Origin of the sequence: Lactonifactor sp. BIOML-A5 (assembly GCF_009677585.1) — a bacterium.
Lineage (GTDB): Bacteria > Bacillota > Clostridia > Lachnospirales > Lachnospiraceae > Lactonifactor.
In genome coordinates this window covers 87680-111310 of the sequence record NZ_WKYV01000005.1, presented here as the reverse complement: position 1 = coordinate 111310, position 23631 = coordinate 87680, and the positions used below count along the sequence as shown (strand labels likewise).

23 protein-coding genes are annotated in these 23631 nt (G+C 48.0%); 6 read left to right on the top strand and 17 right to left on the bottom strand.

What is annotated here, in order from left to right; all coding sequences use genetic code 11:
* Nucleotides 1-93: 93 nt before the first annotated feature.
* Nucleotides 94-1341, bottom strand: coding sequence for a cation:proton antiporter (locus GKG41_RS05275; RefSeq protein WP_154257519.1), 1248 nt, complete (start codon nt 1339-1341; stop codon nt 94-96).
* 187 nt (nt 1342-1528) lie between these two features.
* Here GKG41_RS05275 and GKG41_RS05270 point away from each other — a divergent pair, with 187 nt between their 5' ends.
* On the top strand, nt 1529-2131 hold the full coding sequence (locus GKG41_RS05270) for a TetR/AcrR family transcriptional regulator (RefSeq protein WP_154257518.1): 603 nt from the start codon (nt 1529-1531) through the stop codon (nt 2129-2131).
* A gap of 58 nt (nt 2132-2189) precedes the next feature.
* On the opposite strand, the gene GKG41_RS05265 is transcribed toward GKG41_RS05270, so the two are convergent.
* From GKG41_RS05265 to GKG41_RS05245, 5 genes are read right to left on the bottom strand one after another with little or no spacing between them, the layout of a single operon-like run.
* Nucleotides 2190-3347, bottom strand: a complete 1158-nt coding sequence (locus tag GKG41_RS05265) for a Glu/Leu/Phe/Val dehydrogenase (RefSeq protein WP_173015520.1) — start codon at nt 3345-3347, stop codon at nt 2190-2192.
* 49 nt (nt 3348-3396) lie between these two features.
* The gene (locus GKG41_RS05260; protein WP_154257516.1) at nt 3397-4806 is read right to left on the bottom strand and encodes an amino acid carrier protein; all 1410 of its coding nucleotides are present in this window, start codon (nt 4804-4806) and stop codon (nt 3397-3399) included.
* 24 nt (nt 4807-4830) lie between these two features.
* On the bottom strand, nt 4831-5553 hold the full coding sequence (locus GKG41_RS05255; protein WP_154257515.1) for a 3-oxoacid CoA-transferase subunit B: 723 nt from the start codon (nt 5551-5553) through the stop codon (nt 4831-4833).
* Nucleotides 5537-6235 carry a CoA transferase subunit A gene (locus tag GKG41_RS05250; RefSeq protein WP_154257514.1) on the bottom strand — a complete coding sequence of 233 codons (699 nt, stop codon included), beginning with the start codon at nt 6233-6235 and terminating at the stop codon, nt 5537-5539. Before GKG41_RS05250 ends, GKG41_RS05255 begins: the two co-directional genes overlap by 17 nt.
* A gap of 27 nt (nt 6236-6262) precedes the next feature.
* The gene (locus GKG41_RS05245) at nt 6263-7537 is read right to left on the bottom strand and encodes an MFS transporter (RefSeq protein WP_154257513.1); all 1275 of its coding nucleotides are present in this window, start codon (nt 7535-7537) and stop codon (nt 6263-6265) included.
* A 343-nt stretch (nt 7538-7880) separates the two neighbouring features.
* On the opposite strand from GKG41_RS05245, the gene GKG41_RS05240 reads away from it, so the two are divergent.
* The 5 genes from GKG41_RS05240 (at nt 7881) to GKG41_RS05220 (ending at nt 11287) form a co-directional block, all read left to right on the top strand.
* Complete coding sequence (locus tag GKG41_RS05240; RefSeq protein ID WP_154257512.1) at nt 7881-8516, top strand: GntR family transcriptional regulator; 636 nt, start codon at nt 7881-7883, stop codon at nt 8514-8516.
* 210 nt (nt 8517-8726) lie between these two features.
* A complete protein-coding gene (locus GKG41_RS05235; RefSeq protein WP_154257511.1) occupies nt 8727-8933 on the top strand; it encodes a 4Fe-4S dicluster domain-containing protein in 207 nt (68 codons plus the stop codon).
* Nucleotides 8934-8935: 2 nt separating this feature from the next.
* Nucleotides 8936-10006 (top strand): 3-methyl-2-oxobutanoate dehydrogenase subunit VorB, encoded by a 1071-nt coding sequence (vorB, locus tag GKG41_RS05230; protein ID WP_199884583.1) that lies wholly within the window; start codon nt 8936-8938, stop codon nt 10004-10006.
* Between the two features lies 1 nt (nt 10007).
* Nucleotides 10008-10748 (top strand): thiamine pyrophosphate-dependent enzyme, encoded by a 741-nt coding sequence (locus GKG41_RS05225; RefSeq protein WP_154257510.1) that lies wholly within the window; start codon nt 10008-10010, stop codon nt 10746-10748.
* Nucleotides 10745-11287, top strand: coding sequence for a 2-oxoacid:acceptor oxidoreductase family protein (locus tag GKG41_RS05220; RefSeq protein WP_154257509.1), 543 nt, complete (start codon nt 10745-10747; stop codon nt 11285-11287). Before GKG41_RS05225 ends, GKG41_RS05220 begins: the two co-directional genes overlap by 4 nt.
* A gap of 93 nt (nt 11288-11380) precedes the next feature.
* On the opposite strand, the gene GKG41_RS05215 is transcribed toward GKG41_RS05220, so the two are convergent.
* The 11 genes from GKG41_RS05215 to GKG41_RS05165 form a co-directional block, all read right to left on the bottom strand.
* Nucleotides 11381-13399, bottom strand: coding sequence for an ABC transporter permease (locus GKG41_RS05215; RefSeq protein ID WP_154257508.1), 2019 nt, complete (start codon nt 13397-13399; stop codon nt 11381-11383).
* Nucleotides 13389-14156, bottom strand: a complete 768-nt coding sequence (locus tag GKG41_RS05210) for an ABC transporter ATP-binding protein (protein WP_154257507.1) — start codon at nt 14154-14156, stop codon at nt 13389-13391. The genes GKG41_RS05215 and GKG41_RS05210 overlap by 11 nt, the downstream gene beginning before the upstream one ends.
* Before the next feature lie 95 nt (nt 14157-14251).
* Nucleotides 14252-15274: a sensor histidine kinase gene (locus tag GKG41_RS05205; RefSeq protein WP_154257506.1), complete on the bottom strand. Its 1023-nt coding sequence runs from the start codon at nt 15272-15274 to the stop codon at nt 14252-14254.
* The gene (locus GKG41_RS05200) at nt 15271-15936 is read right to left on the bottom strand and encodes a response regulator transcription factor (RefSeq protein ID WP_154257505.1); all 666 of its coding nucleotides are present in this window, start codon (nt 15934-15936) and stop codon (nt 15271-15273) included. Before GKG41_RS05200 ends, GKG41_RS05205 begins: the two co-directional genes overlap by 4 nt.
* 96 nt (nt 15937-16032) lie before the next feature.
* Nucleotides 16033-17049: a 2-dehydro-3-deoxygalactonokinase gene (locus GKG41_RS05195; RefSeq protein ID WP_154257595.1), complete on the bottom strand. Its 1017-nt coding sequence runs from the start codon at nt 17047-17049 to the stop codon at nt 16033-16035.
* Between the two features lie 19 nt (nt 17050-17068).
* The gene (gene dgoD, locus GKG41_RS05190; RefSeq protein ID WP_154257504.1) at nt 17069-18217 is read right to left on the bottom strand and encodes a galactonate dehydratase; all 1149 of its coding nucleotides are present in this window, start codon (nt 18215-18217) and stop codon (nt 17069-17071) included.
* A gap of 33 nt (nt 18218-18250) precedes the next feature.
* Nucleotides 18251-19207, bottom strand: coding sequence for a phosphotriesterase (locus tag GKG41_RS05185; protein ID WP_154257503.1), 957 nt, complete (start codon nt 19205-19207; stop codon nt 18251-18253).
* Between the two features lie 33 nt (nt 19208-19240).
* Nucleotides 19241-19900 (bottom strand): bifunctional 4-hydroxy-2-oxoglutarate aldolase/2-dehydro-3-deoxy-phosphogluconate aldolase, encoded by a 660-nt coding sequence (locus GKG41_RS05180; protein ID WP_154257502.1) that lies wholly within the window; start codon nt 19898-19900, stop codon nt 19241-19243.
* Entirely contained in the window at nt 19897-21192 is a 1296-nt protein-coding gene (locus GKG41_RS05175) for an AGE family epimerase/isomerase (protein ID WP_199884582.1), read from the bottom strand. The genes GKG41_RS05180 and GKG41_RS05175 overlap by 4 nt, the downstream gene beginning before the upstream one ends.
* 17 nt (nt 21193-21209) lie before the next feature.
* On the bottom strand, nt 21210-22991 hold the full coding sequence (locus GKG41_RS05170) for a sugar-binding domain-containing protein (RefSeq protein ID WP_154257501.1): 1782 nt from the start codon (nt 22989-22991) through the stop codon (nt 21210-21212).
* A 30-nt stretch (nt 22992-23021) separates the two neighbouring features.
* Nucleotides 23022-23624, bottom strand: coding sequence for a 6-phospho-3-hexuloisomerase (locus GKG41_RS05165; RefSeq protein WP_194167083.1), 603 nt, complete (start codon nt 23622-23624; stop codon nt 23022-23024).
* Nucleotides 23625-23631: the final 7 nt, after the last annotated feature.

Sequence of the window (23631 nt, the reverse complement as noted above, 5' to 3'; positions counted from 1 at the left end):
TCTCCTTGTCTTGTGCTCGCACACGTTGTATATTTTGTATTATAAATCCTGTCCAAAAAGAAATCAATTGGCAATTATGTTTAAACTTTCTCTCTAAAGTTTAGTAAGTATTTTTTTATTTTCAAGGTCCTTTTTAAACTCACCAGCCCATTCAAAGCCTTTTTTCGCCATAATTACAGCAATAATTTCGTTGATCACAGCGGCGGCCGCGATCGTGCCCTGTATGATTTTTGTACATTCCGGCGCCGGACCGTTCAATACAGAAACTGCAATTCCGGTAAAAACTAAAGATACACCGGAATGAGGCAGCAGTGTAAAACCCAAATATCTTTTTACTGTCTTTGGTGACTTTGTAATGGCTGCTCCAAAATATGCTCCAAAATATTTTCCTGCAGCCCGTGACGCAATATAAATAGCAGTAAAGGCTCCTGCGCCTAACATCAAATGGTAATCCAAAGGCGCTCCCAGATTGAGAATCACTACAACCATAGAAAAGCTGAGCAGGGGGTTAAACATCTTCATTAGTTTTTCCAGTTTCTCTTCTTGTATTATGTTTGAAAATGCAGCTGAAAAAGCCATCCCAATCAGCATAAAGTTCAGTACCGGCTCAGGCAGCACCCGGCGGTTAACAATAAACCCCAAAGCAGACGCCGCCAGAATGCCCAGAAGCATTAAGATAAATGACTTATATGGATTGTTTTCCCTTTTTATTAAAAATCCCGTGTTTAGTCCCACAGCTAATCCTATAACAAGGGGAAGGATAACCACTAGTGCAACCATATAGGATGGAAGTTTCCCTGCTGACAGATTTCCTGCAATAACAGCGATGGTTGTAAAAAACACAATGCAGCCGATGATATCATCTAATGCGGCCATAGGAATTAGAGTACTGGTAACCGGGCCTTTTGTCTTAAATTCCCTGACAATGGAAAGTGCGGGGGCCGGGGCTGTAGCCAAGGCAATCCCTCCAAAGATAAAAGACAGATACAGCGGAATATCCGAGAAGTAAAATACGGCTCCGAATATGAGGGAGACGAACAAAAACGTACCAATGGACTGTGTAAACGTGGTAAGTACAATTGCTTTTCCAGATTTTTTAATTTTTTTCCAGACCAGTTCCGTACCGATCATTAAACCTACTGCACATTCCAGGATATGTACCATGGACTGATACCACGTGGTATTTAATATGCTTTCATTGAGCAGATCCAGCGCATGAGGACCGAAAATCATACCGGTAATGAGCCAGCCCAAAATGGAGGGCAGCCTAATCTTTGAAACAAGCTTGCAAATCAGCTTTGCAAATACAATAACTGTCAAAAACCTTAACACATAAGACATAGTATATACTCTCTCACTTTATTTTATAGACCAATCAGTCTATAAATAGATTATCACAGATATAAACATTAGTCAATAATCACAGGGAAAAGGGGCCGCAGGAATTCGCTTATTGACTATATGTTTTTTACTATTTATACTATTTACTATTGTATAGTAGTTTAATCTATTTTTAGAGGTGAAGCAGATGAAGCAAAAGGAAAGAACAGAACTGACAAAGAAGAAAATTATTGAGGCAGGCATCCAGGAATTCGGTACGAAAGGGTATGCGGGCTTCACCCTTAATGGGGTCTGCTATAACCATGGAATTTCAAAAGGGTTATTCTATCATAACTTTAAGGGAAAGGATGAGCTTTATCTGGCGTGTGTATCAAAGTGTTTTTCAGATGTAACCGCCTTCTTAAAAGAACAGAATATTAAAGGTGATCTAAGAAGATATCTGGAACTCCGGTTTCAGTATTTTTTGGAGCATCCCAGTTGTGCCCGCATATTTTTTGAGGCATTGCTGCAGCCACAGCCAGAATTGGCCGATGCCATAGCAGAATCCAAAAAGGAATTTAACCAGTTGAACCGGAATCTTTATCGGACGGTGCTTACAGAAATCACTTTGCGGGACGGTGTGACACAAGAGGAGGCATTAGAATATTATGAGATTATTCAGGAAATGTTTAATGGCTACTTCAGCAGCGAAACCATTCCCGGGGGAGATTTGGAAAACATAATGATCGCTCATGAAGAAAAGCTGTCTAAAACCATTGATTTTATGCTCTATGGCATAGCACAGAAATAAGCGGCTGGCCGGGATTTCACCGGTCAGCCACTTATAACTAACTGCGATCACTGCATTCTCAGCGATTTGATGTGAATTCAAATTCTGTCTGTATTGTGGGCTCAAACCTTTCGTAGGCTATATCCCGGATGTATCTTCCGGTATTATCTTTTTCTGCAAACAGCATCCTCACGTTATCACGAACGCCCTCCTCAATGTCCCGGATGGCACCCTCCGCTGTGAATTCTATCTGACAGCGCCGGCAGCGGGAAAAGAATCGGATGGCACCCACATTCGCTATGAAGTCCGGAACCATGTCCACATTTCTTTTGCGGAGTACTTCATCTGCTTCAGCAGATACCGGGATGTTGGCCCCCTCTACCAGCAGTTTGTCCCCCAGTTTATCCGGGTTGCCTGCGTTGATTACATCCTCAAGGGCTGCCGGAATCAGAATATCACAGTCTATATCCAGCCAGTCTGTATTGGGGCGGACAGCGTAGGTCTCTGGGAAATACGCAGGATCCATCTCGCCGTACTGGTTCTTGTGGGCAATTAATTCGGCTACATCAAGCCCCTCTTCGCAGACCACCAGATTCTGAGCGTCTGCAATTCCTATCACTGTATATCCCAATTGCTTCATTTTCGAAGCACAGCTGGCACCTACGCAGCCAAAGCCCTGTATTACCACACGGGCACCGCCGGCTTCCTGGTGCCGGATTTTCCATGCCTCATCCGCAGCAAAGGCTACTCCATAGCCTGTCATGGCATCGTTTAACGTGAACCCGTCAATCATGGCATCCACCAGTATGGGAATCTGCTCACGACCTTTGATGCAGACCGGGTCCTCACAATGGGTCTTAGTAGCCGGTACCCGCATCCCCAGTTCTTCAAAGATCCTATAAAAGTCAGGTCCTTTGGTTCCCAGGTCAGCCCCGATCCCAAGGCCGAGATCCACATAAGGGCGGATGGCCTGTATAAACCGTTTCAGTACCTCATAGGCATCCGGTGCTTTGCTGTCGTATACAATCCCAGCTTTCATTCCTCCGCAGTCGTCGGCACCGGCGGCATTGTATTTGTAGGCCATCATCTTAGCCAGGCGGATAACTTCCTCTTTCGTTACAGAGGGATGCATACGGACACCGCCCCCTGAATAATGTTCTACCAGGTTGTATACACACAGCCATCCCTTTGCCTCTGATTTTGTATCGTTCCATTCTACGATTGCATATGGTTTCATAATATATTCTCCTTTCCTCTCGCTCATCGTTTTGCTGCAGGCATATATCTTACTGCTTCTTTCCTTTTAAATATTTACTTTCATAATCCCTCGTTATGGCATACACATCCTTTCGAAGAAGTACCAGGACCACCAAACTTAGCATAATAAGAATTGCCACATTGCTGTCTCCCACCCGCCAAAGGATATCCACGCGTTCCACAAATACAGGATTGGTGGAAAAAACAGCCATCAGGCAGATCAGAAGGCGGTATACATTAGAAGCAATTTTACTCTTTGTAAAATAACGAAGACAGATCTCCCCATAATAAGCGCACATGACTGCTGTGGTAAGGGCAAAAAAGATGACTGCTGCCATGACAAAGAGGTTCGCCAGCACAGGGGCTTTTAATCCCCTGGATATGGCCTGGGTAGTGAGGGCAGCGCCGCTTTCGCCGCTCTCCCAGCTTCCTGTAATTAAGATTGCAAACGCTGTGCAGGTACAGATAATGGTATCTATGAGCACCTCGCTGATGCCCCACATGCCCTGCTTGGCCGGATGATCCACATCGCTGGAAGCATGAGAAAATGCCGTATCGCCCATCCCTGCCCCATTAGAATAAAATCCCCGGGCAAAGCCATACCTGGCGGCCATTGACACCGTAGCGCCTCCAAACCCGCCGGCGGCTGCCTTTGCGTCGGTCACTGCATACTTAAAAATAAGTTCAAATATGTAAGGAATTTTGGTAAAATTCATCAGCAGAATAATCACTACAATGGCCATATAGGCCACTGACATAAAAGGGACAATCCGTTCTGCCACCTTACTGATACGTTTTAAGCCGCCTAACAATACCGTTCCCATTAACCCGGAAGCGATTACGCCAACCAGCATGGGAGGAACATGAGTAAAACACGTAGTCACCGAAGAAGCAATGGTATTCACTTGTACTGCGGGCGCATTGAGATTAGAAACTACATAGGTAGCCGCGTAGAACACCGCCAGCCATTTAAACCTCCTGCCCAGTCCCTTCTCCACATACCACATTAAGCCGCCCCGGTACATACCTGTCTCCGGATCTACCTCCCGGTATTTTACACCCAGCGCTATTTCTCCGTATTTGATAATCAGTCCCAATATTCCTGCAAGCCAGAGCCAGAAAACTGCTCCAGGCCCGCCGAGGGCAATGGATACGGCTACTCCTGCGATGTTGCCAACCCCTAATGTGTTGCATAGGGCCATACACAGGGCCTGGAAGGAGGATATTCCTTTTTGTGTTGTCCCGGCCGCCGTACCCCGAATCTGCTGTCCCAATGTAGAGTTTATGCTGTGCCCAAAATAGCGGAACTGGAAGCCTCTGGTCCCTACGGTATACATTAGGGCAATTATAGTAAGAAATATAAGCATAGGAATTTCCCAGAGGAAATCACCAAGTTCGATGTATTTGTTGATTACCGACATGATTCCATCAATTACCATCGTATTCCTCTTCTCTGTAAACTTCTAATCTGCGGGCATCTCCATCACATGAAGCCTTTTATCAAAAACCAGCTCCATTTCTGTTATCTTTATCAGTTCCTCTCTATCAATCTCCGGGTTCATGGCCGTCACCACAAATTGCCCGCCACGGCGCTCCAGGATGCAGAATTCTGTCACCACAACGTCCACACAGGCTACTGCAGTCAGGGGCATAGTACATCTTTTCAAAAGTTTAGGCTCTCCGTCCTTTGTGCAGTGTTCCATGGCAATGATTACCTTTTTGGCACTGCATACCAAATCCATGGCGCCGCCCATGCCAGGAACCCGCTTGCCGGGAACCATCCAGTTGGCCAGATTTCCCTCTTCGTCCACTTGTAAGCCGCCCAGGACTGTGGCATCCAAATGGCCCCCTCTTGCCATTGCAAAAGCTATGGAGCTGTCAAAGCAGCAGCCTCCCGGAAGGAGTGTTACATACTCACAGCTGGCGTTGATCAAATCTCTGTGTCCGGTTTTCCAGTCACTGTCCTCGCCTCCGTGCTCCGCTTTCCAGCGCTGCATCTCCTCCTGGGTTCCGGTGATGGTGGCGTCCTGCCCCACACAGCCATTTTCCCCGTGCAGCCATACGGTAATGTCTCTGGGGATATAGCGCCCTACCAGGGTAGGCATTCCCACTCCCAGGTTCACAAAATCACCATCGTGCAGCATATTGGCAATATTAAGGGCAATGATCTCACGTTTTTTGTACATCTGCAGCCCTCCTCTCCGACAGGATCACCTGATCTACAAAAATACCAGGCAGCTGCACCAATTCCGGGTTGATTTCACCGATCTCCACTAGTTTTTCTACCTCCAAAATAACCTTATCCGCAGCCATTGCCATAAGCGGATTAAAGTTCATTGAAGAATACTTGAACACGGCGTTGCCCATGGGATCTGCCTTATAGGCCTTAACCAGAGCCACATCTGCCCGGAGAGGCAGTTCCAGCAGGAACTCCTTCCCATTGATTACTTTTTTCTCCTTCCCTTTTTCAGCGATGGTGCCGATTCCCGTTGGCGTATAGAATCCGGCGATCCCGGAACCCCCGGCCCGAATGCGCTCCGCCAGGGTACCCTGGGGGATCAGTTCATATTCCAGTTCTCCCTTTTGAATGAGCTCATTTACAAAAGGATTAGCCCCGATAAAGGAGGCACATACCTTTCGGATCCTCCCGCCGGTAAAAAGTTCTCGGATCGCCTCTGCGGGGAAGGATGCTGTATTTGCAAAGCCTATGTCTTCCGAAATTGTGGTGAGATTACTTATGGGGCGTCTTGATAATTCCTTCAGCAGTCCCAGGGGACAGCCTGAAATAGTAAATCCTCCTACCATTATGGTATTGCCGGAATGGATGGTATCCACCGCTGCCATAAGCGTTGTTACTTTGTCAATCATAAACCACCTCCTGCAAAACAATTGTCTCTATGCCAGTTTTGCGGCCTTTTGCTTCCGGACGATGCGCCAGCAGCAGAAGCAGCCTGTCAAAAGAAGTACAATGAGAATCCCAAAGAGAATATAATAAGCATCATTTCCCCTGGTGTCCAGCATGCTGCCGATAAATGGACCAAGCACCAGATCCGGCAGCGCCCCCGCCAGAGCCGCCAGGCCGGTAGCGGTCCCTAAAAGGTGCTGCTTTACACCGATTTCTCCTATCACAGAGTACTTGATGGGATAAGACATCTGCACCAATGCTGCAGGAATCAGGGTATAGATGCTGATGAGCATCACATTGGCATTATGAGGCATAATAAAGAGTCCCCCGATGATGACAGCCGTCACAAAAAATACCAGCATAATCCATTTGGTCGTGCCCTTAAACACTTTGTCCGCGATCAGACCGCCCACCAGCGCCAGGATCAGGAATATGTAAGTTCGAATGATGGCAAACACTCCGGAAGCTTCCGGGGACACCCCCACTACTGCAGTTAAAAACGGGGTAAAGTAGGACATCATGCTGTACATACAGTAGGCAATCATACAGATTATCATCATCATCCAGACACTGGGATTTCTTAGTACCTCCGTAAGCTGATTCAGTTCTATGCCGCTGTGCTTTTTCTCTGTCTCAGCCTGAACCGCTTCCGGAGCTGTCAGCTCACTGTCAAATAAGAAAATAATCAGTACAGTGGCCAGGATGGTGGAGCCTGCCGCTACCAGAATGGCCATGCGGAAGCTCATGACAGGATCTTCGAATCTTGTGGAAACCCACAGAGCCAATGCCTCCAGCACTGCAGCGCTGATGCCGTTGAAGGCATAGTACCAGCCAAAGGAAGACCCGGAGCGGCCTGCTGTGCCGGTCTTATTCCCGATAATATTCAGCACTTTAGAAAAAATGGGCCAGTAGATACCCATGGTTAAAAACGCCAATATGATCCAGATTAAGAGGGAAACAACATAATGTGTGCTTGCAAATGCATAGAGCAGTGTAACCGCCGTGGTGGCGAGAAGCGCGAAGACTAGTCCTTTTTTAGAGTCAATCTTATCGCAGATCATACCGCAGGGAACATCAAAAACCAGTGATGCCACGGAAAACACAGTCATCAAAAGTGCTGATTGGGTATTCGTCATGCCGGTTACCTGCAGCTGCAAATCATAAAATACAAATTTAATATACGGAATAATAAAGATAGAGCCACCCGCAACTCCAAGTGCAAATAAAGTTGCATATAATTTAAATTTACTAATTTGAGTTTCCATATAGGTTTCTCCTTCCTCAAATAATAGGTTTTGCTCTCACTAAAACATCACACTGCACTTTAATTAATCATCTCCTTTCAGCAGTTGTATAAAGTGCACAATATTTATATATTCCAAGCAACAAACAAGTACTAAATACACAATACCAATATTTTATACCGATATCAATATATTTTATCATAAAATATTATATATTATATTTCGCGCATATATTGCACAAAATATATTTTACTTTTATACAGTATATGATATAATTGGAAATATCATGGGCCTCGCGGAAGGAGCCCAAAGTAAGCCGTCTGTTAATGTAGCCGGCAAATAAATCTAAGTGTTGAGGTGTATCATGGCAAAAGTGAAATCCCTCGTAGATCAGGTCTACGAGTACATTATTGAGAAAATAAAACTGGGGGAATTAGCGGAAGGGGAAAAGATCGATGAGGCAGGGCTTATCAATGAGATTGGCACCAGCCGCACGCCTATCAGAGAAGCACTGCTCCTTTTGGCAGCCGATCGTGTGCTGGACAATGTTCCCCGTAAAGGGTTTTTCGTTAAAAAACACAACCATGCGGAAGAAGTGAACGCATACTCCGTCATCGCCTGCCTGGAGACTTATGCCATCCGTCAGGTGCTGCCTGTTCTGAATGATTATGACTATGTGATAATGTCAAATATGATCGATCTGATGGACACAGCCATCAACCTGAATGACTATCCCCACTATGTGGAACAGCAGGAAGAGTTTCACGCCTACTGCATAAATAAAACAAATAATCAGACATTAATTGAAGTCATTGCGTCCATCAAGCGTCAGTTTCCCAGACATACATTTAACATTTCCCAGGCTTCTGATATGTACGAAACCTTCCGCCGCTCCAACGAAGGGCACAGGGCCGTACTCTCAGCCATCAAACGCAAAGACATACCAGCTCTGGAAAAGGCCGTGCTGAATCACTGGTGCTGGGACACACAGACGGATTAAGTAGAGTTGCTATTTAACAATTTTTCATTAAATATTTCGTCAATATTATCCAAACATTATTTTTTTTGTTAAATTCTATTGACAATTTTATAGATACTACACATACTAATGTTAAAAATTACATAACGCCATTCTCCAGTACAGAACCCTTTCTGGTTTACAATCAACAAACAAGTACAAAATTGTAAAGAAAAGAAAGGGGGTATACCAATGAGCACAATTATGTTACATCCGCAGATCTGTAAGTCCTGCGGGTACTGCATCAGAGCCTGCAGACAAAACGCACTTTTTTTCTCTGAAGAGACCAATGCCAACGGATATCACATGGTGGATATTGAGACAGAGAAGTGTATAGGCTGCGGTATGTGCTACACAGTATGTCCGGATTACGTATTTAGTTTTAGGGAGGTGGGATAACTATGAAGCAGCTAATGAAGGGAAATAATGCCCTTGCGGAGGCAGCAGTCCGCGCCGGATGCCGGTTATTTGCGGGTTATCCTATCACTCCGCAGTCAGAGATATTGGAGTACTTATCATGGAGACTGCCGGAAGCAGGGGGCGAATTCGTCCAGACAGAATCTGAGCTTGCCGGCATCAATATGATTATCGGAGGCGCCGCCACCGGTCAGAGAGTTATGACCAGCTCCTCAGGACCTGGATTTTCACTGAAGCAGGAAGGAATCTCCTATCTCGCTTCCATTGAACTTCCAGCAGTTATTGTGGACGTGGCCCGTTTCGGCATCGGGCTTGGAGATGTAACCGTAGGTCAGGGGGACTATTTCCAGACTACCAAAGGCGGCGGGCATGGAGGATATTTTATTCCGGTTTATGCTCCATCCTCCATTCAGGAAAATGCAGATTTTGTCGTAAAGGCCTTTGAGACCGCTGAAAAATACCGCACCCCTGTCATTGTATTGTCCGATGCCTCCATCGGTCAGATGTGCGGTTCCGTGGAGCTTCCCGAACAGCAGTATCCCAAACGGGATCGATTTGACTGGGCTCTGGGTATGGACGGAGACCGCCCCCCTATGGGACGGAAGATGACCGACCGCATGTATACCGACTTTGCCTATGAAGAGTACGTTCCTCATATCTGCAGCCGTTATAATGAGATGAAAGAAAAGGAGCAGCTATGGGAAGAGGTTCAGGCGGAAGACGCAGAAGTACTGCTTGTGTCCTACGGAATCAGCTCCCGTATCTGCAAAGAAGCGGTTAAGATGGCGCGAAGCGCTGGTCTGAAGCTGGGTTTGATCCGGCCTATGACTGTATGGCCCTTCCCCGTAAAAGCATTCCAAAAATACAACGGAAAAGTAAAAGGCTATCTGTCTGTAGAGATGATTCCCATCCCGCAGATGATAGAAGACGTATACCTTGCCTCTCACGGAACTACCCCTGTATATGCTATGCCTACAGGCAGAGAGATCGCCGCAAGCGAAGACATCATTGAAAATGTCAAAGCAATACTGAACGGTACAAAGGAGGTATACTGATATGACAAAAAATATTCCTGCACTTATTTCCGGTACAAGCAGTTTTTGTCCCGGCTGCGGCCATGGTATTATTATCCGGCTGATTGCAGAGGTACTGGATGAGATGGGCATAAAACAGCAGGATGCCATCTGCGCCCTTGCGGTTGGATGTGCATGTCTCCTGAACAATACACTGAAGGTAGACCGGCTGGGCTGCCCCCATGGACGGGCGGGCGCCGGCGCTTCCGGCATCAAACGCTGCCGTCCCGACAAGCTTGTGTTTACCTATCAGGGAGACGGTGACGCCATCTCCATCGGATTTTCCGAGACAGTGTATGCCGCCCAGCGCAATGAAAAAATAACTGCAATTATTGTAAATAACGGCGTATTCGGCATGACCGGCGGACAGGCATCCCCAACCACCCTGATCGGGCAGAAGACCGCAACCACAGTCAACGGGAAGACCGCTGCGTTTAACGGTATGCCCGTAGATATTATGGATCATCTGCGTCCGATTCCATCCACCGCTTATCTGGCCCGGGGGAGCGTCCATGATGCCAAGAGTATACTGAAAACCAAACAGTATATCCGCAGGGCCTTTGAAACACAGATATCCGGAGCCGGGTACAGCTGTGTAGAGATTTTATCTCCCTGTCCCACTAACTGGCATATGGACCCGGTAACTGCTGTAGATCGCATTGCCTCTGAGGTAATGGCCGTCTATCCCATCGGAGAGATTAAGACAGGAGGTGCTGCATCATGACGAAAGAATTTGTATTTGCAGGATTCGGCGGGCAGGGTGTTTTAACCGCCGGTATGATCCTGGCTTATTCCGGAGCTGCAAAAGATCTGGACGTCACATGGATTCCCTCCTACGGCTCTGAAATGCGCGGTGGCACTGCCAACTGTACGGTCAAGCTGGGGGACGAGGAGGTGGCCAGTCCATTTCCCAAAACCCCTGACGTTTTAATTGCCATGAACGAACCTGCTTTGCATAAATTTATGTCCAGCGTAAAGCCGGGGGGAAGTATCATTATAAACAGTTCCATAGTAAAAACAATACCGGAGTCTGCCAATGTAAAGATATACTCCGTTCCGGCAAACGATATTGCTGCTCATTTTAAGAACGCAAGAAGCGCCAACCTCTGTGCACTTGGGGCTGCAATAGCCGCAGCTGACGATCTTTTGACGCTGGAAGATGTGGAGAAAGGGCTTTGCGGGTATCTGGCAAAAATAAAAAATAATGAATCTAACATTGCAGTATTAAAAGCCGGTTACCGGGCGGTTTCTGAATCTGCATAAGTGAACCTACTTCCGGCCGCTGCCATACAATAGCAGCGGCCGGAAAAATTTCTGAATGCCTCCCCATAGTTGCAGCATTTAGAATTATTTTTTTTAAAGTTCCAGGATACGTCTGCTCCCCAAATAGGTTGCAATAAAGTATACCCCATAAACCGATAAAATTACCAGCGCCCCAAACCCAATGACCGAAACCATTACCGTTAGCTGCAACCCTTCAAAATACCGGAAGATGGCTAATACAGTCACTGCAGAATGGAGGACTGCAAGGACCAGCGGAAGCCCGAAATATACTCTGAGCTGCTTCCTTAACGACCGTCTCATGTCCCTTTTAGATACGCCCAGCTTCTTAAGAATCCCGTACCGTTCCGTATTATCGGAAGACTGGGATAACTGGCGGAGTGCCAAAACCGCGCCGGAGGTAATCAAAAATGTAATACCTAGGTAAATACCCAGATATGTCACAAGAAGATTGTCAGAGCTCAATGACACCAGTACTTCCTCCCGGGGCCACATTACATACCCGTTCAGGCCGGCGTCCACCCAGCGGTCATGCAGCTTAAGATTCAGGTCATCCCCTTCCCGGGTAAAATTAAAGTTCAAAAACCATCTCTGAGGGGTAAGGCTCTCAGCCAATGACTGGGGGACAATCAGTGTTCCCTGCTCGGCTAATATGTTAGTGTTCTCCCAGCCGTAATGAAATATTCCGTCCTCGGCCAGTGTCAGGGTACTGTCCCCAAGCTTCAACGGCTGGGGTTCCTGTTGAAAGGCTTTTAGGACCTCTTCCATGGCCGGAAAAGCATAGCTTACAGCGTATTCCCCTTCTGCCAGCTGAACCGGGGGCTGGTTCTGCAGAGCAAGCAAGCGGTTATAGTCTTCTAATCCCAGGACGGTAAGGGGAATCTTATCTGATTCACCGCCTTCTTTTCCTGTCAGGAATCCTGCTGTAGCTTCGGATGACTTATAAGTCCAGAAGTCTGCATACTCGTCCGAAAACTCATCTATGTGGAATCCCGACTGGCTCAAGTATCCCAGAGGATCGTCCCCAGCCTCTTTATTCCCTGCCATTGGAGCGTAAAAAATAGTTCCGTCATAGGGCACTGCATTTTCTATCCCATTCATGACAAACTTCCCCAGTCCCGGCCCTAATATTGTCAGGGAAAACGACAGGAACAGAAGAACAGCTGTCATTGCCAGAGAGCTCCCTTCCGTTTTAAGCCTGGAGGAAAACTGGCTTGTTGTGAATATACGAATGCCGCGGTAGTAACGCCGCTTATTTTTCTTCATTAAGCCTGTAGATATTGTGAGTGCCGCCCTAAAGAAGCATACCGTGCCGACAATTAACAGCAGTCCGCCCAGAGCCAAAGCTCTAAAGGTATCCTTTTCGGACATTACAAACACAATTCCATATCCCCCCAGAATAAATAAGACAGAGATAATACCCAGCAATACGGAAAAGCCGCTTTTTCCCTCACCTACTGTCTCATTCCTCTTTCCTGCATGGAGCATTTCCAGAAGAGTCATTTTCTTAAGTTCCCTCACATTGAACAGATGGACAAAGAAAAATAGAACTCCAAAGAAAAGAATGCTTAATATAATTGCCTTCCCAGAGATCATAAAATGGTAATTCGCCAGGCTGATTCCGATCAGACGGGCAGTTGCCAGAGAAAGAAGCTGGGCAGCAAATATTCCCAGGGCTATCCCCGAAAGCAGTGAAAGCACTCCTATCTGCAGGGTTTCCCTCATAAGAAGCCGGTTCAGATCTCTCCGTTCCAGTCCAAGCACTGCATATGTTCCCATCTCCCTCTTTCTGCGTCTCAGCAAGAATCGGTTGGCATAAACCACCAGCGCTCCCATAATAATACATACCAACACTGAAAATACGGTCAGTACGGTGGAGGAAAATGCAAGATAGCTTAAGGGATCTTCAAGCCCCAGAGAGGCAAACTGCGTACTGATAGAATTAAAACTGTAAAACAGACAGACAGAGAGCATCAGTGTAAAAAAATAGATAAAGTAATCCTTCGCAGATTTTTTTACATTCTTAGAAGACAGCTTCCGGAAGAATCCATGTAAGGAGGATTGGCTTTTACACCTCTTTCTATTAGAAAGCATAATTGTTATCACCTCCTAAGAAAGAAATTACCTGCATAATTTCATCAAAAAATTTCTTCCTGCTTTTCTCACCCCGCACCAGTTCATTAAATATCTGTCCATCTTTAATGAATAGTATGCGCTTACAGTGGCTCGCAGTAAAAGCATCGTGAGTCACCATCAGTATGGTAGCTTTTTTTCTGTCATTTAATATGCTCAGACTCTCCATAAGCATTCCCGCTGACTTTGAGTCAAGAGCTCCCGTAGGTTCGTCTGCAAGAATCAGGGAAGGTTTGGTCACAATGGCCCGGGCACAGGCAACGCGCTGCTGCTGGCCCCCAGACATCTCATATGGATATTTATCCAGGATGGCTTTAATCTCCAGGTCATCGGCCACCTGTTCGATCAGCCGTGATATTTGGCCGGGTTTCACACCATTGATTGCCAGGGCCAGGGCGATATTGTCTCTCCCTGTTAAAGTATCCAGAAGATTAAAGTCCTGGAAGATAAATCCCAGCTGTTCCCTTCTGAAACGGGCCAGCTTATTATCACTTAACGTTGTGACATCCTGCCCCTGAATCAGGATCTGTCCCGCAGTGGCCTTGTCAATGGTCGAAATACAGTTTAAAAGAGTTGTCTTTCCGCTTCCGGAAGCCCCCATAATCCCAATGTATTCTCCCTGTTCCACTTCAAAGCTTATATTGTTGACGGCTTTCGTAACTGCGCCTTTTGTTTTATAAAATTTCTGCAGATTCTCTACTTTTAACACAGGATTCATTTCATACACCTCCATCATTTGATAGGTCCAGTGTAGCATGGAGATCAATATGCTGCCACGTCCTTACCTAACAGCAGCATTACAATTTTGAAATGTTACACCAATCCTGTTTCTTTCTCTGAAGCTAATGTCAGCTTAAGCTCAAAGATAGAGCCCTCCTCTTCACGGGAAGATACAGACAGATCAGTCCCCAGCTTTCTGCACAGTGTATCACACAGATAAAGCCCCATACCCGTAGACTTTCCATATTTTCTTCCGTTTACGCCCGAAAATCCCTTTCTGAAGATCCTGCCCAAATCCTCTGCCGGAATTCCGATCCCATTATCTTCTATAGATAAGGTCACTGTTCTTCCTGTCTGTACAGCAGAAAATGCAATCTCCGAACTGCGCTCCGCAGCTCGGTACTTTACCCCATTGGAAATAATCTGCCCAAGCACAAAGTCCATCCATTTGGGGTCTGTGAGCACCTCATAGTCCAAATCCCCAAACTTCGGCGCTACCTGCTGTGCAATCATATACTTAGCATTGTGCTTAACCGCCTCTACCACAAGGGTCCTGAGAGAGACCCTGCGGATCTGATAGTCATCCTGCAGACTGCCGCTTTTGCTGTAATAAAGCATCTGGTTTACAAAGCCTTCCACCTTATCCATCTCCTCCGAGAGACTTCTTGTTACCTCGTTCCTGTTATTTTCCATTATCAGTCTGGAGACTGCTATTGGGGTCTTCACCTCATGTACCCACGTCTCCACATAATCCATGTACTCCTGCAAATCCCTTTGATAAGCCGCAATCCGGTCATTCAAATATTTTTCATCCTTCTGCAGAATGCAGTACAGGATTGCCCCTTCCAGAAAGTGAGGCTCGGTCAGGAATTCTGATAGATAGGAGATTTCCTCCAGATTATCTGATGCCTCAAGAAGTTTGTCGTAAAACTCCTTTCTGGCAAGAAAGCCCTGAAGCAGAATCAGAAAAAAGCCTGCGGCGTAGAATCCCTCCACAACACAGGCTACAGCAAAGGGGGTGCCAATCAGCCAGAGAATGCCGCCCCCCGCAGCAAATACAAAAACAAAGATAAGGACAGAAAGCCATCTGTCCCTGCAATAGCGAAAAAAGCTCATACCAGATACCCCTGTCCCCGTTTTGTCAAAAGATAGTCCGGAAGTCCAAGATCCCCAATCTTTTTCCTCAGGCGGTTTATATTGACGGTCAGTGTACTGTCCTCCACGAACTCCTCCATCTCCCACAACTCCTGGATTAGCTCTTCTCTGGGCACAATGGTCCCTTTGTGATCCATCAGCAGTTTCAAAATGCCAAGTTCATTTTTCGTTAGCTCCACACTTTTTTCTCCGCTGGAAGCCCTACTTTTGCCTATGTCCAGAGTCAGCCCTTTGTGAACCAGTATCCGGCTGTTTTTCCGCCCATGGACACGCTGCAGCACTGCGGCAATATGGGCCAGCAGGATGTGGATATTGTAAGGCTTTGTGATATAGTCGTCCGCCCCTACATTCAGGCTCATCAGCTCATCCATATCACTGTTTGAGCTGGTGACTACAATCACCGGAAGATCTGACACCTCTCTGAGACTGCGGCAGATATAAAACCCATCATATACTGGAAGGCTCAGATCCAGCAAAACCAGATCCGGAGCCGCTTTTATAATATCTTCTGTCACATGTTCAAAGCGATCCGCACATATACAATCATAACCATTTTTCACTAATATACTCCGCAATTCCTCTCGCAGCCGGATATCGTCCTCTACAACATATATTCGATCCATTTATCCTCCTACAGAAATAAAGTTCTGCCATCAGTATACCATTATACGGCTGATTGTAAAAGAGGTTCTCCAGCACAGACGCTTTTAATCCCCTGGCTATGGTTTGGGCAGTGAGGGCAGCACCGCTTTCTTTGCTATCACGCACATCCCATACCCTGACAGCAGAACATCCTCATCTCCCTGAAAAACGGTAACTTCCTTAAATGTCCCATCCTCCATAAACAATTCTTTCAGCGCCCCCCGCAGCGGCTCTTTCCCGGCTATCACCACTTTCATATCCTCTGTCACTGTCAGTGCCCTGCTTGTTTTCACAGCCTGGATGTCTGCTGCCATTACTGCTCCCAGCAGGAAGCTGGCGCAGGACGGCTGGCTGGCTGTGACAAATTGGCCGACGATCCGTGTCAGGAAGGCAGCCCTTGACAGGCCTGTCTCCCAGGTCTGCCTTGCCCCTGCAAGAAGCATCTCCCGGTTGTAGTCTCCCGTGACAAATTCCCGTTTCACAGCATCCGCAAGGATGCTGCCCCTGGTCAGCAGAGCCAGCAGTTCCCCTGCCAGTGAGGTCAGGCAGCCGGTCATCTTAAGATTTCTATCTACAGTGACAAACTTTGTATGGGATCCAGGCAGTACGTACAGGGTTTCTCCCTGGGGGCAGAGTTCCATTAAGGCTGCTGTCTCTGTCTCCTCCCCCCTCATGATGTCCATTTTTTCCAGGTTATCCAGACTGACTTCCCCAGTAAAATTTTTCATTCCGGGAATAAAGAAGATGGGTAATGGGCAGATATCTTGAATCAATATTTTTTTTATCCCCTGAGCAAAATCCTCCAAACCGGCAGGCGCAGTCAGATGGGGCACTTCCCAAAGCCCCACATTCGATGTGAGCATTCCGCAGGCGCAGACAGCCCACACCTCTTCATAAGTAACACCGCTGCGCTCCAGGATTTCTTCCAGCATGGATTTTACTGCCTTTTTCAGTCTGGCATTGTTTCCGTCCCTGGCAGTGTCTTTTACACCCACCTCCGACTTCACGGCAGAGAGAAATTCTTTATTTTCCTTCCACAGCGCCACCCTGGTATTGGTGGTGCCGCCGTCTATGGTAATCAGATATTTTTTCATCGCCACGTCCCGCCCCCCATTACCATTCCGCTATAGAGCCGTCTTCGTGCCTCCACACCGGATTCTTCCACTCATGGGGATTTTTATTCTCCTCTGCCATCAATTCTTTGTTTATTTCCATGCCCAGTCCAGGTCCCTGGGGGAACTTGGCATACCCCTTTTCAAAAGCATAGACCTGGGGATTTTTAATGAAGTCCAAAACTCCATGCCCCTGATTGTAGTGGATCCCCATGCTCTGTTCCTGGATAAATGCGTTGTAACTGACTGCATCTACCTGTAGACAGGCGCTGAGGGCAACTGGTCCCAGTGGGCAGTGCGGGGCCAGGGCCACATCATAGGCCTCCGCCATGGCTGCGATCTTCCTCACTTCCGTTATCCCCCCGGCATGGGACAGGTCAGGCTGGATGATGTCCACACCCCCCGCATTTAACAGACGCCTGAAATCGTATTTTGTAAACAGGCGCTCCCCTGTGGCTATCGGGATATTGGCAATGCGGGCAATCTCTTTAAACTCCTCCATGTTCTCACAGAGCACCGGCTCTTCGATAAACATGGGGGCGAACTCTTCCAGTTTCTTTGCCAGTATTTTGGCCATGGGTTTATGGACGCGGCCATGAAAATCAATGGCAATGCCAAAGTATTTTCCGCATGCCTCCCGGATGGAAGCTACCCGTTCCAGCACCGCATCGATCTTGTCATAGCTGTCCACGATCTGCAGTTCCTCTGTAGCGTTCATCTTTACCGCAGTGAAGCCAGCGTCCATGCGCTCTTTCGCCGCTGCCGCCACATCACTGGGCCGATCCCCCCCAACCCAGGAATACATGCGCATCTTTTCCCTGCACTTCCCTCCCAGCAGCTCGTAAACCGGTGCATTAAACTTCTTTCCCTTGATATCCCAGAGTGCCTGGTCAATACCTGCCATGGCACTCATCATCACAGGGCCGCCCCGATAGAATCCGGCCCTGTACAGCTTTGTCCAGATATCCTCGATATTACCCGGATCTTCACCCAGAAGATACGGCTTCATCTCCTCCACACACGCCTTGACTGTGGCTGCCCTGCCCTCAATGACGGGTTCCCCCCAGCCGGTATATCCGTCGTCTGTCTCTATTTCTACAAATCCCCATCTGGGACGTACCAGATAGGTGTGGATTTCTTTTATTTTCATGCTGTACTTCCTCCCTTGTGCATGTTTGGAAATCTAATCTTCTGCAAAATAGGCTCTGGGATTCTCCCTCATAAGCTGATGAATTTCACGATCCCCGAATCCCCGCTCCCTTAGCATTGGCAGGACGTATCGGTGAATATAACGGCTGTTGTATTTGGCGTCATCCGGATCCTGACGCCGCTTTGTCTCCCACTCAAAAGTTCCCAGATCCACAAAGCTTACATAATCGTGGGAAATCATGAGCTGTCCAATCCAGCCCCGGTCACACAGCTCTGCCAGGGTATTTACCCGTTCCTCCAGCGGATTCTTGGCGTCATCTCCGAAACGGTCAAGCCCAATCCAGCATCCCATTCGCAGCAGTTCTTCCAGATAAGAGAGGTCGTTGGTATCCCCGCAGTGTCCGATGAGCACCTTTCTGGGATTCAGCCCCTCTTTCTCAAAAATCTGCATCTGGCTGATTCCGCTTCGATTCTGATACCAGCTGTGGGTCGCTATGGGCAGACCGCTGAGTTTCGACGCCTTTGCATGGGCTCTCAGCAGGATTCGGTTCAGGTCGGTTACCCCCGGAGTATCAGTACCGCACTTAATTAATCCCGGCTTAATAGCTGTATCCTGTATTCCCTCTTCTATGTCTTTCATCAGCCATTTTACAAAGTTGTCCTCTGAGCGCAGGAACATCCACTGGTTTTCTGAATAGAAAAATCCAGTACTGGCTATGATCTGCATCCCGGTTTTCTCTGCCACATCCCTGATTGCATGGATGTCCCGCCCCAGGCACACCGGGGTCTGTTCCACCAGGGTCTCCACTCCGATTTCTCTGGTACGCTTTACATCTTCGGATGCCCATTCTATGAAGGAATCGTAGTCAAACCAATCTTTAAAGGACATACGCATGGACCAATTGGCCTGCAGGATATGCTCGTGCATCAGTGTTGTCCCCAACTCATCCACCGACAGCAGACCGCCCACCGTATGAATCATCTTTGGCATTTTAGCCTCCCCCTTTCCCTTCCTCTGCTCATTCTAAATTACACCGTTTGCATTTTCCACATAGCGCCGTGCCAAAGCTGTTATTTTTGTAAACTCACCTGCCTCCACAAGTTCCCTTCTGGTCAGCATGCCTCCCACCCCGGCGCCCACTGCGCCGGCTTTGATGAACTCCCGGATATTATCCGGGGAGACGCCCCCAACTGCCATGAAATCAATGTGCTTGAGGGGTGCTTTCAATGCCTTAAGATAGGCAGCCCCCAGGTTGGCGATTGGAAACAGCTTAATCATGTCCGCACCCGCCCGGTGTGCACCTGCAGCTTCCGTAGGGGTCATGGCTCCCGGCAGGGAGACCAGTCCGGCCTCCCGGGTATGTCGGATGACCTCCGGGTTAGCGTCCGGTGATATAATATAACCGGCGCCGGCCTTTTTTGCCAAATCTACCTGCTCCACCGTCATCACCGTTCCCGCTCCCGGCAGCACTCTGCCGCCGAAGTTTTCCCAAATCGCCTGGATCGCTTCCACGGTTTCCCCCCAGGTATCAGGCCCTGACTGATCAAAAGTTACCTCTATCATATTGATGCCGCCTGCATACAGAGCTTCTGCCAGCTGTATGCACTGCTTAGGATGAAATCCCCGAACGATGGCAATTACTTTCTTCTCCCTGATGTTTCTGATTATTTCTTCTCTGGTCATTTTATACCATCCACCTCTTTCCCTGCGGACTTATCCATTTGCAGAATGCTCTCCAGGCGCAGCAGCGTCTCCAGCATTGCCCGCCCTGTATGATACATCCCTTTCCATGGATTTCCCAGCTGGGTCTCTATGGGGGAGCCGTCGAATCTCACCAGCTGCCTCCACTCCCCAGCCCCATGGTTAATCATATAAGTGGTGTCAAACTCCCAGGTCTTTACAAATGCCTGGGCATAACGGGTATCACCCTCCTGCTGATAGGCATCCAAAAAACCCACCAGCACTTCGCAGTTCTGCCACCACTCCTTGTCCTTTACCAGGGCCTGGCCTTCGTGGGGTCCGTCCCTGTAGACGCCGCCCCGTTCATAGTCAAAGCCGTATCGTAAGGCATGTTCCACCAGGTTATGTGTGATAGGGAGGAAGTGGTCTGTCTCATATCCAAGAATCTTCGCCGCATAATTCAAAAGCCAGGCCAGTTCCACGTTATGGCCGTAGGAGGTGGTGTCTGTAGGTGTCTCCACCACTTCCCCCGTCTCCCGCTCCGCATTCCAGGTCCTCCGTATATTGATCGCCGGTTTCCGGTTAAAATGAATGTCGAACTGATTATAGCCGCAGCCAATCTCGGTATTTACCATCTTAGTCAGTATTACATCGATGACCTCTTCCAGCTTTCTCCTGTGGATTTCCTGTCCCAAACATTCGTAAAGGGTGGTAAAAGCCTCCATAGTGTGCATATGAATATCCAGGGACTTCAAATCTCCTGCTGCAAATCCTGGCGCCGACAGGGAAAAATCCTGTTCCAGATTCTCGTAGTATCCGCCGTTAGCCGTATCCGTACAGAACTTCTGCAGCAAGTCAAAGGTGCGGCAGGCATAGTCAAGTCCTACAGAGTCTTGGCTGGCCAGGGTGTACTCCGACAGTGCATAGATGGCAAAGGTCTGTCCATATACCACCTTCCCCTTATCCAAAACCTCTCCCCTGCAGTCAGTCTTCCAGAACCAGCCGCCGAACTCTGCATCCCAGAAATGCCGGATGAAGAATTGGACCCCCTGTCTGGCCTTCTCCAGATACTCCTCTTTTTTATATTTTCTGGCATATGCGGAGTAGGCCCAGATCATCCTGGTCTGCGTCACAATGTATTTGTCCGCGTCCTCATTGACTTTACCCTGGCTGTCACAGCATACCAGGTATCCTCCGTACCTGGTATCAACGCCCCGTTCCTCCCAGAACGGAAGCAGTTCTTGATCCACATGTTCTTTTATCTGGCGGTATACCTCCATAAGAATCTCTCTCATGCCTATCCCTTCCTCCCTCACTGCCCTGTATGGGTACAGCGCTCAAATTCTTCATAGATTTTTTGATTCAGCTTTTTGACAGTCTCTTCCTCCACTTTTACCAGGTCCCGGTCATAGGTCAGAAGTCCGTTCACCTCTTCCTCCACATCACTTACCTGTGTGTAGACCGTGCCGCACAAGCCTTTGCTTATTCCCTTTATGATGTCAGTCTCAAGCAATTCTCTGTAACCTTTGGTCAGTTCCTGTTTTGTCTGGTAAATCCGGTAACCGTAGACTTCACTGCAGAAGCTGTGACCTTCTATCCGCTGAGAGTATCCCCCGTATTCCGTGAGCGCCACCACCCGGTCTTTCTTGGGTTTTACCTTCAGCCTTCTCCAGTAATTGTGGATACTGTACATGTCTCCGCCGCCCTGGTCAAACCAGCCGCTTGCCTCGTCGATCAGCCGCAGGGCATCCAGCTTCCTGACCCTGGCAGCTGCCTCTGCCGCATCAAACTGTCCCCATCCCTCGTTGAAGGGTACCCAGGCAGCGATGCTGGGCACATTGTACAGATGAGCAATGGCGGCCTTCAGTTCTCTGTAATACTGCGCTCTCCCGGCTTTCTCCCTGCGGGCAAATGCCCTGTATTTATTGTCCTTTACCAGGCGTCCGAAAGGCATCCAGAAATTAGGCATAAAGCAGATAAAATTCATATGATAATCACTGCCGCCGTTTACCATATCCTGCCACACCAGCATCCCAATCTGGTCACAGTGGTAATACCACCGGGCAGGTTCTACCTTAATGTGCTTGCGGATCATGTTAAAACCCAGCTCTTTCATTTTCACAATGTCATAGCGGAGAGCCTGGTCTGTGGGCGCAGTATACAGACCGTCCGGCCAGTATCCCTGATCCAGCAGCCCGTTGTGGAAATAGGGTTTGTTATTCAGCATAAAACGCAGAATCCCCTTTTCATCCCTTCCTACAGAGAACTTGCGCATGGCAAAATAAGTGCGGACGCAGTCCTCTCCCATAGTGATTTCCATATGGTATAAATGAGGGGTTTCCGGGGACCAGCTTTTAAAGTCTTTTATTTTTATATCTTTTTTCTTATCTGCAGCCATACAGGCCGAGACGGCCTCACAGTCACCGTCAAGGATTCTTATCCTCACGTCCCTTCCCCTGCGTCCCGTACTGAACACTTTTATGCCAATGGATCCATTGTCATAATCCGGATCCAGCTTCACCCGTTCGATATAGCATTCTGGTACACTTTCCATCCAGACAGTCTGCCAGATTCCACTCTGGGCAGTGTACCACATGCCTCCCCGCCCCAGCTTCTGTTTCCCCCTTGAGAGATAGGAGGTATCCGAGTAATCTCTCACCGTCAGGGTCAGTTCGTTGGCCCCCTTTGCCAGATATTCTGTGATATCGAAGCAGAATGGGAGATAGCCCCCCTCATGGCTGCCAACAGGGCTGCCATTTAAAAACACTTCACAGATCTGGTCCACTGCCCCAAAGTGGAGCAAAACGCGTTTTCGGAGAAATCCCTCCGGCAATGTAAACTGCGTTTTATAATGAAGGTATTCATCCGGCCTGGTCTGTCTGTGCACGCCTGAAAGAAATGCCTCCGGAGAGAAGGGGACCAGAATCTTCCCGTCGTACTTCACAGGTGCTTTTTTCTCAAAATTTATAGCATACTCCCAGTAGCCATTCAGGTTCAGATAACTGTCTCTGACCATCTGGGGACGGGGGTATTCCTGCAAAGGCTTATCTGTGTCCAGGTTTTTTCCCCACCTGGTAAATAGCTGATGGTTCATCCATTCTCCTCCTGTTCCCCTGGGGATATCTTATTCTATGTTCCTATGGTTTGCTTCCATATCATCGTAAGTCAAACCCATCTCGTCTTTTATCAGGATTGCAGCAATGTCCATAAGCAGATACAAGTGCTGTTCATAGAGATTACCCATGGGCTGTATGGTGGGAACCACATCATGCTGCCTGGGTGCATCCGGATCCTCCCTGTCTTTCCCCATATAGACGGCAGCCGGGATAAAAAGTACAAAGTCTGCAAAGTTTTTCACATTGCCCCCTTCGGGAAGGCCCGTAATAATTGCCACTTTAGCGCCTGTCTTGGAAGCCCTCTCCTCAATACGCCTGTGGATCCCCACATCACCGAACCCGTCAGAGATGATCAGAAGATCCCCCTCATGCATTCCTATGGTGGTGTCATCCATGAGCCAGTACGTGGGTTTTCCCAGATGGGCCAGCCGCATGGCGAATCCCCGCAGGGAAATCCCCTCCCGACCAGCTCCGTGGACAAATATCTTGTTGGATTTTACAATTAAATCCACAAATCCTTTCAGCTGTTCCATATCCAGTTTTTCAAATACGGCTTCATGTTCCTGGATAATCGCCTGGTAATACTTCTTATATGTATCGATATAGCTCACATAAACC

Bases quoted from the DNA above. Each gene is read 5' to 3' on its own strand.
- GKG41_RS05275 (WP_154257519.1), bottom strand. From the start codon at position 1,341: ATGTCTTATGTGTTAAGGTTTTTGACAGTTATTGTATTTGCAAAGCTG.
- GKG41_RS05270 (WP_154257518.1), top strand. From the start codon at position 1,529: ATGAAGCAAAAGGAAAGAACAGAACTGACAAAGAAGAAAATTATTGAG.
- GKG41_RS05265 (WP_173015520.1), bottom strand. From the start codon at position 3,347: ATGAAACCATATGCAATCGTAGAATGGAACGATACAAAATCAGAGGCA.
- GKG41_RS05260 (WP_154257516.1), bottom strand. From the start codon at position 4,806: ATGGTAATTGATGGAATCATGTCGGTAATCAACAAATACATCGAACTT.
- GKG41_RS05255 (WP_154257515.1), bottom strand. From the start codon at position 5,553: ATGTACAAAAAACGTGAGATCATTGCCCTTAATATTGCCAATATGCTG.
- GKG41_RS05250 (WP_154257514.1), bottom strand. From the start codon at position 6,235: ATGATTGACAAAGTAACAACGCTTATGGCAGCGGTGGATACCATCCAT.
- GKG41_RS05245 (WP_154257513.1), bottom strand. From the start codon at position 7,537: ATGGAAACTCAAATTAGTAAATTTAAATTATATGCAACTTTATTTGCA.
- GKG41_RS05240 (WP_154257512.1), top strand. From the start codon at position 7,881: ATGGCAAAAGTGAAATCCCTCGTAGATCAGGTCTACGAGTACATTATT.
- GKG41_RS05235 (WP_154257511.1), top strand. From the start codon at position 8,727: ATGAGCACAATTATGTTACATCCGCAGATCTGTAAGTCCTGCGGGTAC.
- vorB (WP_199884583.1), top strand. From the start codon at position 8,936: ATGAAGCAGCTAATGAAGGGAAATAATGCCCTTGCGGAGGCAGCAGTC.
- GKG41_RS05225 (WP_154257510.1), top strand. From the start codon at position 10,008: ATGACAAAAAATATTCCTGCACTTATTTCCGGTACAAGCAGTTTTTGT.
- GKG41_RS05220 (WP_154257509.1), top strand. From the start codon at position 10,745: ATGACGAAAGAATTTGTATTTGCAGGATTCGGCGGGCAGGGTGTTTTA.
- GKG41_RS05215 (WP_154257508.1), bottom strand. From the start codon at position 13,399: ATGCTTTCTAATAGAAAGAGGTGTAAAAGCCAATCCTCCTTACATGGA.
- GKG41_RS05210 (WP_154257507.1), bottom strand. From the start codon at position 14,156: ATGAATCCTGTGTTAAAAGTAGAGAATCTGCAGAAATTTTATAAAACA.
- GKG41_RS05205 (WP_154257506.1), bottom strand. From the start codon at position 15,274: ATGAGCTTTTTTCGCTATTGCAGGGACAGATGGCTTTCTGTCCTTATC.
- GKG41_RS05200 (WP_154257505.1), bottom strand. From the start codon at position 15,936: ATGGATCGAATATATGTTGTAGAGGACGATATCCGGCTGCGAGAGGAA.
- GKG41_RS05195 (WP_154257595.1), bottom strand. From the start codon at position 17,049: ATGAAAAAATATCTGATTACCATAGACGGCGGCACCACCAATACCAGG.
- dgoD (WP_154257504.1), bottom strand. From the start codon at position 18,217: ATGAAAATAAAAGAAATCCACACCTATCTGGTACGTCCCAGATGGGGA.
- GKG41_RS05185 (WP_154257503.1), bottom strand. From the start codon at position 19,207: ATGCCAAAGATGATTCATACGGTGGGCGGTCTGCTGTCGGTGGATGAG.
- GKG41_RS05180 (WP_154257502.1), bottom strand. From the start codon at position 19,900: ATGACCAGAGAAGAAATAATCAGAAACATCAGGGAGAAGAAAGTAATT.
- GKG41_RS05175 (WP_199884582.1), bottom strand. From the start codon at position 21,192: ATGAGAGAGATTCTTATGGAGGTATACCGCCAGATAAAAGAACATGTG.
- GKG41_RS05170 (WP_154257501.1), bottom strand. From the start codon at position 22,991: ATGAACCATCAGCTATTTACCAGGTGGGGAAAAAACCTGGACACAGAT.